This window comes from Microbulbifer sp. VAAF005, from assembly GCF_030012985.1.
Taxonomy (GTDB): domain Bacteria; phylum Pseudomonadota; class Gammaproteobacteria; order Pseudomonadales; family Cellvibrionaceae; genus Microbulbifer.
Genome location: NZ_CP120233.1, coordinates 547,330 through 559,207 on the forward strand (window position 1 = coordinate 547,330; position 11,878 = coordinate 559,207).

At 45.3% G+C, this 11,878-nt stretch carries 8 protein-coding genes and 1 pseudogene; 2 read left to right on the forward strand and 7 right to left on the reverse strand.

Annotation, left to right across the window (positions count from 1 at the left end):
• Nucleotides 1-51 precede the first annotated feature (51 nt).
• The 4 genes and pseudogenes from P0078_RS02360 to P0078_RS02375 all read right to left on the reverse strand — a co-directional run.
• Nucleotides 52-1,695: pseudogene (locus P0078_RS02360) on the reverse strand (condensation domain-containing protein); the annotation flags it as partial.
• A complete protein-coding gene (locus tag P0078_RS02365; RefSeq protein ID WP_282932873.1) occupies nt 1,673-3,088 on the reverse strand; it encodes an isochorismate synthase in 1,416 nt (471 codons plus the stop codon). The gene P0078_RS02365 and the pseudogene P0078_RS02360, both read right to left, overlap by 23 nt.
• Nucleotides 3,085-3,414, reverse strand: coding sequence for an isochorismate lyase (locus P0078_RS02370; RefSeq protein WP_020415350.1), 330 nt, complete (start codon nt 3,412-3,414; stop codon nt 3,085-3,087). The genes P0078_RS02365 and P0078_RS02370 overlap by 4 nt, the downstream gene beginning before the upstream one ends.
• Nucleotides 3,415-3,731: 317 nt before the next feature.
• Nucleotides 3,732-4,469, reverse strand: a complete 738-nt coding sequence (locus P0078_RS02375) for a thioesterase II family protein (RefSeq protein WP_282932874.1) — start codon at nt 4,467-4,469, stop codon at nt 3,732-3,734.
• Nucleotides 4,470-4,590: 121 nt separating this feature from the next.
• Here P0078_RS02375 and P0078_RS02380 point away from each other — a divergent pair, with 121 nt between their 5' ends.
• The gene (locus P0078_RS02380) at nt 4,591-6,195 is read left to right on the forward strand and encodes a (2,3-dihydroxybenzoyl)adenylate synthase (protein ID WP_282932875.1); all 1,605 of its coding nucleotides are present in this window, start codon (nt 4,591-4,593) and stop codon (nt 6,193-6,195) included.
• Between the two features lie 84 nt (nt 6,196-6,279).
• On the opposite strand, the gene P0078_RS02385 is transcribed toward P0078_RS02380, so the two are convergent.
• The 3 genes from P0078_RS02385 to P0078_RS02395 all read right to left on the reverse strand — a co-directional run bounded on the left by P0078_RS02385 (nt 6,280) and on the right by P0078_RS02395 (nt 10,255).
• Nucleotides 6,280-7,035, reverse strand: coding sequence for a putative outer membrane beta-barrel protein (locus P0078_RS02385; RefSeq protein ID WP_282932876.1), 756 nt, complete (start codon nt 7,033-7,035; stop codon nt 6,280-6,282).
• Nucleotides 7,036-7,557: 522 nt separating this feature from the next.
• Nucleotides 7,558-9,087: a BCCT family transporter gene (locus P0078_RS02390; RefSeq protein WP_282932877.1), complete on the reverse strand. Its 1,530-nt coding sequence runs from the start codon at nt 9,085-9,087 to the stop codon at nt 7,558-7,560.
• 43 nt (nt 9,088-9,130) lie between these two features.
• Nucleotides 9,131-10,255: a mandelate racemase/muconate lactonizing enzyme family protein gene (locus P0078_RS02395; RefSeq protein ID WP_282932878.1), complete on the reverse strand. Its 1,125-nt coding sequence runs from the start codon at nt 10,253-10,255 to the stop codon at nt 9,131-9,133.
• A gap of 325 nt (nt 10,256-10,580) precedes the next feature.
• On the opposite strand from P0078_RS02395, the gene P0078_RS02400 reads away from it, so the two are divergent.
• The gene (locus P0078_RS02400) at nt 10,581-11,798 is read left to right on the forward strand and encodes a CaiB/BaiF CoA transferase family protein (RefSeq protein WP_282932879.1); all 1,218 of its coding nucleotides are present in this window, start codon (nt 10,581-10,583) and stop codon (nt 11,796-11,798) included.
• Nucleotides 11,799-11,878: the final 80 nt, after the last annotated feature.

An 11,878-nucleotide genomic window follows, 5' to 3' on the forward strand; every position in this document is an offset into this window, starting at 1 on the left:
TTTTTTAGCCGTGGAATTTACCCGCTGGCGTTGCTGCTTTTGCTCCGCTGTCAGCAGCGATGGTATCGGCTGGGCCCAGAATTCCGGGCTGCCGATCAGGCATTCCAGTAACTGCGTAAAGGCGGCAAACATGCCATCCAGGACGCCGGGAGCAAAAGCAGCTTCCCGCGCATCCCAGTTTACGGACAGGCCACCTTTGAGTTCCATAACCTGTACGTCCAGCCACACTTGTGGCCCTTGGGAGATAATCCAATTGACATCTCCAAAGGCACTGCGAACTGACTCGCCAAATAATTCTCCCAACCCAAGCGCACTGGTAAAGACAACCGGCGCAAACACCGTTTGTCCCTGTTGCCTGCTGAGGTCACGCAGCACCTCTACGCCGGAATAACTCCCGTGCGCTACATCCTGACGGAAGTTGTGTTGTAAACGCTGTGCACGCTCAACAAAGGTTCCACTCTGGCTGCCCTGCCAGGAGAGTAAGATCGAAGAAGTGAAATCTCCCACCAGTGAATTGACATCCTGATGTAGAGATTCCCGGTCAAACAGGGGGAGATTCAGCAGAAAATCTGACTCTTCGCTATAGACCGTAAGCACTTCGGCAAGCGCCGCTGCCAGGGTCATGGATAAAGTAATACCGTGACGGCTCGCAAGTTCCGCCAGTTGGTTTTTCTGGTCAGCAGACAAGCTATAGTGACGCCGAACAACTCGACGAGTGTCTTTAGACTCAGCGCCTATTGCGGTTGGCAACTGAGGGGCACCGGGCAAATCTGCCAGGCGACCCTGCCAGTGTTCTTTGGCCTGCTGCTTTTCAGCTCGGAGTTCTTCCTTTGAGTGAAGAGCGCTGCGGTCAGCCTGGTAGCGCGGATAACTGTAATTAAGCGGAACCAGAGACTGCTCTGGTTCCAGGTAGAGCTTGGCCAAGTCATTCAGTAATACGCGCAGACTAAAGGCATCTGCAGCGACCATATCCAGATTAATATGCAGGCGTGTGCCGCCAGCTTTTAATTCCGCAGGTAACAATGAGAGCTGTACATCAAAAACCTCGCCCTGCGATATATCCAGCTGCCGATGGGAGAGTTGCTCCCTAACAGCGATAAGACTCTGCTCCGCTTCTGCGGCAGCCTGATGCCTGAAATCATGAACCTTTAAACCGGGCCAGCTCACTTCTGTGGGAATCTGCTGTCGACCAACATCGAGGATTTGAACACGCAACATCCCATGCCGCTCGAACAGGAAGCGCACAGCCTGTTCCAAACGATCAGGTACTACATCCTGGCCATCAAACTCATGATAAAAATGTGCGGCAACGCCCCCTAAATATTGATTCGGGTCTCGTCCAATCCAATAGGCATGTTGCATCGGTGCCAAATCAAAGGGAGTGCCTTCATCAAAGGCTCCCGGCACAGATAAATGTTCACTGGTACTTTCTTCAGTTCCAGTAGCCAACTGAGGTAGAGAAAGCCAGGCTTTCAATTGAGGCACTGCAATAAGATCAGCAAATTTTACTTTGATCTTTTTCTGCCTTAATTGACCAGCTATCTTCATGACTTGTACTGAATTAAGCCCCAGTGCAATTAAGTCATCCTGCGGATGAATGCCATTAATATCGGCATCAATAGCCTGACAAACTAAATCCTTTAACAAGCTGGCCGGACTGATTGGCTCTGATTTATTCTGCGGCTTCGGCGACAAGAGATACGCTCCTTATTGCGTCTCGGATAACACGCATTTTGATACAACTTTCACGATACTCGTGGGCAGGAAGGGAAGCCTCAACCAGGCCACAACCGGCAAATAGTGTTACCTTGCCCGGAGTAATAAGTGCAGAGCGCAGCGCGACAGCAAACTCCCCTTCCCCCTCAGCATTGAGCCAACCAACAGGTCCGGCATACCAACCGCGATCCAGGTCTTCATTTTCACGGATATACTTCAGTGCTTTTTTCCTCGGCAGGCCTCCCACCGCAGCACTGGGGTGTAAATCCGATAAGATATCCAACAGATTTACGCCATCTTTAACCAAGCCCTCTAGAGGCGTCAGCAAATGCTGAATTTGCTTTAATTTACAGAGTTGGGGCGGTTCAGGTTCCGCTACGCTGTGGCAGTATTTGCGCAAAATAGAAAGGAGATGTTGGACAACCAGGTCGTGTTCAAATCGGTCCTTATCGCTGTCAAGCAGGGATATCCCCAATTTATAATCAGTTGCCGGGTCTTTTCCCCGAGGTGCACTACCGGCCAAAGCAACTGTGCTAATACACCCGTCTTTACCAGCCGCTAAGCGCTCAGGCGAAGCCCCAAGAAAGCAACTTTTTCCGCGGGAAAAGGCAAATAAATAGGCATCGGGGTAAGATTCTTGTAAATATCCGAGAATACTTCCCGGGCAGCAATCCGCGCTCAGTGATTCAGAACGAGCGAGAACTACTTTTTGAAACTCGTTGCGCTTGATTGATTCGACCGCCCCTACTACACGCTGCTGCCAAGCCATTTGGCCTGCACAATTTTGGCTAAAATCAGACTCCACCGAAAACACATTATCATTCGCAGAAAGGTCAGAGCTACGAGACAAAATATGCTGCCACCACGCCTTCACCCGCTCCGCAGTCTGATTGCATTCTGTTTGATCGGTAACGATAAAATTCATTACCAGATAACTGCGATCCCCTTCACAGTAAAGGGCCAACTCGGGCAACGTAAGCGCCCCTGCGGGAAAGTCTTGCCACAAGGATGAGGAATCTTTTTGGCTATCAAAAGCAAACCCACCACACAAAACCGGCCGATGCCCCCCGCTTACCACAGCGGAGGGCAGTAATTTTTGCCAATTGGCTTGGATTTCAGACCAAGATTCCCCTGGGGCACAACTAAATTCACAGGCAGAGCCAAAGGTCACAGCATATTCATCTCTAGAGGGCACACCCCACAGAGACGCGAATCTTTCATGCTGATAGCCGGTGGCAAACAACCCTATTGGGTTGCGTCTATGACATGGAGTTGAAAACGATGCCAGAACCTCTGGCTGTCCCTGGCTTACCCTGGACTTGGCTTCCTGCAAACAGGCTTCCAGGCCAGCATATTTAGAGCGGCCCTTCATACACCTTCCTCAACGGGCAAGCCGCGCTCAGCGCGCCAATGCAGCTTTTGTTGATTGATAAACCAGTGAATAATCCCGGTAAAAAGCTGCTCTATATAATCTGCGGAAAGTTGTTCTTTCTCAGCCCAACGACGGCGGTCAATCAACATATCCGCAACCCGGTCTGGAGCAGGAATACTCGTTTCATCCGGCTTGAACTGGGCTGCTGACAAAACATACCCCATACGCCGCTGCAACAGCCTGATGATCTCGCGATCAATGGAATCAATACCTTGGCGGATCTCATTCAGATTTTCACACTCCATTGGTAGCTTCGTTGCTTGCATAGAAACTCCATCACCTAAGCAGTTCATCTTCCCATCAATAATGAAACGTTATAACATATCATTTTTGAAATCAACGGGATGTTTGTTTTGGATTTGGGCGTCAGGGTGGAGAGAGAGTGTGCCACTTGTTACTAAAGAGAAATAATTCGAACATCATTAAAAATAACGATCCCGGATTAATCGAAGTAGAGATCCGCTATCTATTGAACGATGGAGAATATAGAGCCGCTCAACAGCCCTATTCTCCCAACAATTAATTTCGATAGCGTTACAAGAAACAGAAATATTTTATACGGCCAACATAACTTCACATACAGTTAGGCCAAGCGGAGCTTCTGAACAATATGGCCAACCACCAGATCGGGACAATCTGACAGATAAAAATGGTTACCTGCGTATTCTTTCAATTGGAACTCACCATTGGTCCACTGCTGCCAACCCCGAGCTTCATCGGTGCTCAACTCAGGATCATCCCGTCCTAGCATCGCGGTGATGGGACAATCTAAAAGTTGGTCCGAGGACATCTTGCTGGTTTCGATCAATCGATAATCCTGGCGTATAGCAGGAAGTAGTAGAGCTCTTAACTCAGGAATTTCCAATAATTCAGGAGAGGTGCCGCCAAGCTCAATGAGTTGTTGGCACAGAGATTCATCACTCAACTGGTGTACGTTTCCACTCTTTTGAAATTGTGGAGCTTCGCGCGCAGAGACAAATATGTGTTCAGGACCGCACAATTTTTCGCGATACAAGGAGAGAGCCAATTCATGAGCAACTGTAGCTCCCATACTGTGCCCAAATACTGCCCAGGGTTTATCGATGACAGGTTTAATAGCCCTACTTAACAAAGCAATTAAAGTTTGCATATCTGCGGGCATAGCTTCATTACAGCGTTGCTCCCTACCCGGTAAACATACGAGAACCAATTCTATGGAATCTGGCAATAATTTCACCCAGGGTCGATAAAGTGATGCTGTACCACCAGCATGAGGCAAACACAATAGTCGGATAGCAGCTTTAGGTTGAGGGCGAGGGATTTGTAGCCAAGCGCCGGACATAGATTTATCTCAATAAGAAATTTGAAGCCGTGAATACTAACTGTTAATTCTTAATTTAGAAATCTGAAGAAGATTCAAAAAATCACCCGCCTGCTCCCCCCAAACATTTCAAGAGACCAGCATGGAAAATAATTTACTTAATGGTTACACGCCTCACCCAAAGGAACTAGAGGCTTTCTATCAGCAACAAGGAATTTGGGATAACCAACCTATTTGGGAACTGATCACGCGTAATGCGAAAAACTTTCCCAATCGATGCGCAGTTCGGGACCTATCGGAACAATTAACTTACGCAGAATTGGTTAACGAGGCCGATAGTATTGCTGCAGGCCTGGTGGAACAAGGCTACAAAGCTGGGGAGCGGGCAATACTCCAGTGGAGCAATCAGGTAAGTTTTATCACTACTCTACTCGGTTTATTTCGAGCGGGACTGGTTCCTGTTTTAGCTTTACCTGCACATCGCCAAAATGAAATATGCCATTTTGCACAGGTCTCGGGCGCCAGTATCTATGTCGCTTCAGGAACGGAAAGTGATGAGAGTAGTCACAACATGATAGAACAAATTGCCTCGCAATCTCCGACTTTGCGAGGCATATACAGCTCTGATGAAAATGACACATTCCCCTCCCTGCCCAGAAGAGAATGCCAAGGCTTCACCCCTGTTCCCGTAGACCCCAACGCCCCAGCCCTATTCCTCGTTTCCGGTGGCACTACAGGACTTCCGAAACTTATTCCACGCACCCACAATGACTATCGCTACAACATTACCTGCGCTACGGCTGCTTGTAATTTAGGAAAAGATGAAATCTATCTGGCAGTACTCCCCGCCGCCCATAATTTTCCACTGGGTTGCCCCGGCATTCTGGGCACGCTATCCATGGGTGGGCAGGTAATATTTACCAAAGATGCAAGCCCGGACTACTGCTTCGAGCTGATAGAGCGTTACGGCGTAACCGCCACAGCCCTGGTCCCAGCACTGGCTCAAGTCTGGACTGCAGCGACAGAATGGGAAGATACTGATTTAAGCTCTCTCCGCTTACTTCAAGTTGGTGGCTCAAAGCTGAGTCCAACTGACGCCAATGCTGCGATAGATGCTTTTCCCGGTGCACTACAGCAGGTATTCGGTATGGCCGAAGGGTTGATTTGTTACACCCATCGCGAAGATAACAATGAAACCATCACCGATACTCAAGGAAGACCTATGAGTTTCCTCGACACTCTAAAAGTGGTTGATGAGTATGGGCAGGAAGTGAAAGCCGGAGAAGAAGGAGAACTACTCACTCGCGGCCCCTATACACTGAGAGGCTATTACCGTGCTGAAGAGCATAATCGACGCGCTTTTACCCCAGATGGTTTCTATCGCAGCGGCGATCGTGTACGCATTCTAGATAACGGCAATATTGTAGTTACTGGACGACTCAAAGATGTTGTAAATCGGGGCGGGGAAACTTTTGCATGTGATGAAATTGAAGAGCATCTACTCGCCCATCCCAGCATTCAACAAGCAGCTATCATTCCCTTGCCAGACCAAGAGATGGGAGAGCAAGTTGGAGCGACTATCGTATGTGTAGATAAAGCGCCAAGCTTGCAAACGTTGCGCGACTTCTTAACCGAAAGAGGCCTGGCCAGCTTTAAGCTACCTGAGCAGCTTAAAGTGTTAACTCGTCTGCCGGTTACCGCAGTCGGGAAAGTTGATAAGAGGAAGCTCTTAGATCTTATAGATTAGTACTAATTGAGAGATTGAGTTCCCATATTTATGAAAGTATGGCTTTAATCCATACTTTCATTTTAAATGAACAAGAAGTATAAATCAGAATATAAAGGATATACCAACTTGCAGCACATTAAGATTCCTTAAGTCAAATTCTATATGGTCAAAGTCATTTATATAATACTCCCCCACCTTACCAACATTGTGCAGCATGTATTCGGCACTTATACGCAAAGAGTTATTTAAGTTGTAGCGCGCACCTAGACCTACATGGAAATAGCTTTTACTAAATTCTGTTGTCCCATAATAGTTACCGCCGGCGTAAAATTCAGCCATAGTATATGACCAGTCCAGCTCCGCAAAACTATAGCCCAACAACAAATACATACAGGACCTGTCGCAATACCAAGATAAATCCAGAGTTCCAGTAATTGAAAATACATCCAAGCGATGTTTCTGATTGACCTGGTATCGCTCAATAACTGTAACTTCGTCATCAATATAATCGATATTTTCTACCGATGTCGATCGCCCTAAATTTGTTCTGCCATAGCTAAAGCGAAGTTCAAACGGGTAGCCATTGAAGTCGATCCCGATATCAATACTGCCCCAAGGCTCACTTCCTGAATTGGTAGTTTTGTAGTAACTATACTCGTAAAAATAATCGTAGTAGTATGGGTCATAAAGTACGCCTACAGTACGATAATCCTGCTTAACCTCCAGCCTGTTAACCCCACCATTCAGTGAAACATAAGGACGAAACCCCCACGGGTTTACTAGATTACCATAGTCAGCGGCTATGGCCTCCATGGAAAAAATAAGTGCTCCCAAAATGGCAGCCGAGTGCAGGCGCATAGTAACCTCCTTGTCGCTTCACACAACTTAAAACCCATACAGGATCCAATACAGAGATTTATCGATATGATTAGTAGTCCTCTACGGCGGAACAAGACACTATTTGTCAACACTCTCATCTTAATATCGATAAATGGCTATCTTGTACAATAAAAAGTAATGGATTCAAAGTAAATCTATACTCCTATGAATTTAAAAGTAGCAGCAACTCCAAGCTTCCAGCGCTCAATTTACTGCCAGGATACCGAAAGGTGTTGGCAATATGATGAACGGCATAAAACAACAATATAAGATCGCAGTAGTTAGATTTATACACTCCGTTTAAGCGCTCTGATTTTCGATCTAAAATTCAATAAAAACCGAGACTCTGACATTACTCATACATTTACATTGGACAACACAAGGAGGAAGACCGAAAATCGAGACACTCCACGATCACTTATCTTTTCATGCCATTTGTCCAACTATTTAGCACAGAGTTACATTCTGTAATTAAGGTACAACTCAATCAATTTATACACGTTACTTCTTAGCAGATGCTCTATACTCATCAATTTCGCTCTCAGACATGTCGCCAAATTGAGACAACAGATAAGCTCCTGTTTTAACACATAGAATTACCAATATAGGAAGGAGAGGGATTACAATTAAAACGGGAAAAGCTTTTAGCGTATCCATATCGGCGTTAATAAATAAAAACACAATAGGTATCACCGTTAGCAACCCGCACCAAAAAACTCGATATGCCGGCATAACATTTGCCTCAGCATCAAGATTTTTTGTGACAACCCCGGTCAATGAATATGAAGTTGCATCCAAGGTTGTCACGCAAAACAGTATCATTGACAGTAGAAAAATGGCTATCGCCAACTCAGGAAGCGGCAATTGACTTAAAATATCATGGGCGAGACGTAGAGGCTCTCCACTGGAAAGCTCTTGCACTGCATTAACAGCCCCTTGGTTCATAAGATCTACAGCGTAAGTTCCCGCTATCCCAAAGATAAATGCGCTACTAAGCCCTCCTCCAAGGATCAAAGTTAAAATCACATCTCTCAGACGGTGCCCCTGAGAAATTTTTGTAACAAACACACCTACACCCGGCGAATAGGATATCCAGGTTGCCCAAAAGAAAATTGTCCAATACTGAGGAAAATGAGTACTTCCATATGGGTCTGTACTCAAGGACATACGGAAATATTCAGAAAACAATATCCCCAAACTATTCGTTACATTATTTGCAATAAGAGCACTTGGCCCAACAATAAACGTATATAAAAGTAGGAATATTGCTATATAGATGGTCCACCCAGATATACGTGACATCCCCTTCTCAATGCCAATAAATGACGACAATGAGAAAAGGAGAGACAAACCTATGATAATGGCTATTCCTGTAGAAAGACTATCCGGAATACCCGTTAAGGCGCTGACATTATACGAAATCATTGGAATCGCAAGGCCAAGGGTTAATGTCGTAGCCGAAAGCGTGGTCACAATGAACAATAAATCTACGCCTTTTTTCAACCACTCAGGCATACGATCATCAAGCATATTATTTAATACAGAGGACAACTTAAGGGTTCGATTCTTTTTAATATGAAAACTCACAGAAAAAGGGATCGCCACCATCAAATTGATAACCCATCCTGCCGACCCCCAGTGGAAAATATTGAAAGCCGTTGCGTACTCCATCTTAATTGATTCGGCAGAAATGCCGAACTGGGGGTCCATATAGTAATGAATTACTTCAATATATGCCCAATACATCGTCGAAGCTCCCATACCTGCACAGAGAGCCATAGAAAAAAGCTGAACAAGAGAATACTTTGCCTTCCCCTCTCCCAAACGAAGCTTGCCATATTTTGAAAAGGCTAAAAACAAAAGGGCCAAGGTCCCTAAAAGGGTATACCAAAGAAATATTGCCCCTAAGTCTATTATAGTTAGAGCCAACATTTCCTTCATAAAGTCCTTGGTACCTTCGGGATAAATAACTGCAACAACACCAAGAAGTAAAACCAAAAAGAAACTAACCAATGTTAACTTCTTATCCATGATATATTTCTTGGCGCCCGATTCCTGCATAGTCTAGATCATCCTACTCAAATACATATTGACAAAAACAGTTATCCTTTACCTTTTTCCAATCCATGGCTATTCCCAGCCCATTTCCCTGAGGGGCATGGACATAACCCTGCTTATCGGTTCGAATAGACACCTTACTGGCAAGCTCAAAATCTTTATAAGGGAAAAACTGCTCAAAGTAATTGCAATTTTTATGTGCAAGGGCAACGTGCAGATTCGCCGCTTGTGTAAGCGTAAATCCCATACTCTGTATCTCTAAAGTTTTACCAAATCCTTCCGCAATAGCAAAACATTTATTTAAAGGAGTAATTCCTCCACAAACAGTGGCATCTAGGTGAACACTAGTCCAGGTATCCAAGCTCAATGCATTGGTTATCTCATGTAGTGTTAACAGGGAATTGCTATCACTTAATATTCGTATATCGAACTTATTAACAAGATCTTGATAAGTCCTACAATCAGAATCTGGAACTGGAGCTTCAAACCACTCCCAGTTGTTTTCGCTCAACCACTTGGCCATGCCCATGGCTTCAGCAGGAGTATATAGAGAGGCTGTATCCAGCATGAAACGCACACGCTCCCCCTCAAAACGTGTTTGAATTGCTGAAACTAATTCCATATCTCTCTCATATATACAAGAGCAATGAAACTTTATTGCTGTAAACCCCTCCGCTAAACAATCTTCGACATATGTTTCGTATTTCTCCACAGTGTCAAACATAGGAGAGGATGCATAAGATTGTATTTTTGAGCGTGCTCCACCTAAAAGTTCATAAATCGGCATCTCGGCCTTTTTACCTTTTATGTCCCATGCGGCAATATCAAAAGGCGATTTAGCAGGCAACCCGCCCCAAGTACACCGTTCCATTAGCCAATTATATAATTCCTCTGTCCTCAAAGGGTTTTTCCCCAAAATACCCGGTGCAATTGTGCGCATGGCTTCAATAATGCATCGATCAAAACCGTTCTCGGTATAACTCAATGTCGCACCGATACCTTCGATACCACTGCTGGTTTTAATGCGAATAATATTGTTGGTATATAACAGCGGGGCTTGATTAGCAGTCCAACAAATTGGCGGCGCACTTTTATCGGCTATCGCATATAACTCCACCCTACTGATATGAAAACGATCCATATTCACATCCTTAAAAGCCATTAACTGGATCTCAAAGAGTCTAGTTTGCAATGCCCGTTTGTGCGTAAGTGGCACATACTTAGTCTTACTACCAGGCACAAACTATTTCTCGGCTCGGAATGCTATTTGTCAACCAAACCTATAGGGAGTAATTAAACACTCAATGTCCGACCTAGCTGCAATAGAGCCTAATAACCAATACAAACTTCATACTCTATTTTCCTACATCAGATTTACACAGTGATCTATAAACTAATACCCACTTGTAACTAAGCGGCCAAAACTTGACTGGTCACTAATTTTGTTTGCGCAAATCAGGTATATCATGATGCTCCCTCTCCACGGAAAGCGTATCCTTTCATTCGAAACCTGGGGCGCAGGTTCCTTTCATGGCACTTTACTAGCTTTTTTGGGCGCAGAAGTTGTCAATATTGAAGACCCTAAACAAGATGGGAATCCACTTAGAAAAATGGGATCAATCTATCTTGATGAAGCTCGCGAAGACAATGAGACAAGTGAATCGACGCTCCACAACAAAAAGAGCTTGGCCCTCGATATCAGGGCTCCCGCTGGCAGGAAGGTATTCTTGAAGCTTGTGAATAACTCACATGCTGTTATCGATAATTTTCGTGGATCACTGCCGGAAGAGTTGGGGGTTACATATGCAGACCTCAAAGTGGCGAACCCTAAAATTGTTTGTACCCATCTCTCAGGGTATGGCAGAGACAACAATAGAAAACATTGGCCAGGATATGATTTCCTTATGCAGGCAGAAACTGGTTGGATGTCAGTGACTGGAGAACCAGGATCTATCCCAACCAAAGTTGGCGTGTCGGTAGTGGATCTCCTAGGGAGCGTCTATTCAGCCCTCTGCACAGTTTCAGGGCTACTGCGAACCGAAGTTACAGGAAAAGGCGGTGATTTTGACACTAATTTATTCGATATTGCACTAAATTGCCTCTGCTACCAAGGGTTATGGTTTCTCAACGAGGGGATAGTTCCAGGGAAGCAACCTCGCTCAGCCCACGCTTCACAAGCCCCGTGTCAGCTGGTAAAGACTTCTGATGGATGGCTTTATATCGCCTGTTTGACCGAAAAGTTTTGGGAGCTATTATGCGATGAGCTGGGCTCCACGGAACTCCAATCTGACATCCGCTTTTTAAGTAATGACAACAGAATGAAGCATCGGGAGCTATTGACCCATACCCTCGACCAGCACTTTACAAAGAAAAATACAGAGGATTGGTGTGCACAGATGGAGGGAAAGATTCCCTGTGCTCCAGTTTATGATATTGCTCAAGCACTTAATAACACCTATGTACGGAATAATGGCAAGGTAACTTCTATTCCCTACACACGTAGTGAGAAGCGCAAATCTGTCCAGTATATCAGCGCCCCGTTTTCCATCCCTGATTCGCCCGCCATGGAGTTTCAGCAAGCTCCTCTCTACGGGGAGAACACATTGGAGATACTAAATGGACTAGGTATCCCGAAGGATGAAATAGATCAGCTTTCGCAAGCTGGCACCATCTATTACCGTTAAGTGCGGCCAAATCAAAGCGCTTCCATGACCCTCCTAATCACTACCGCTCGGGACGATTACTACAATTATTAGAGCTCACC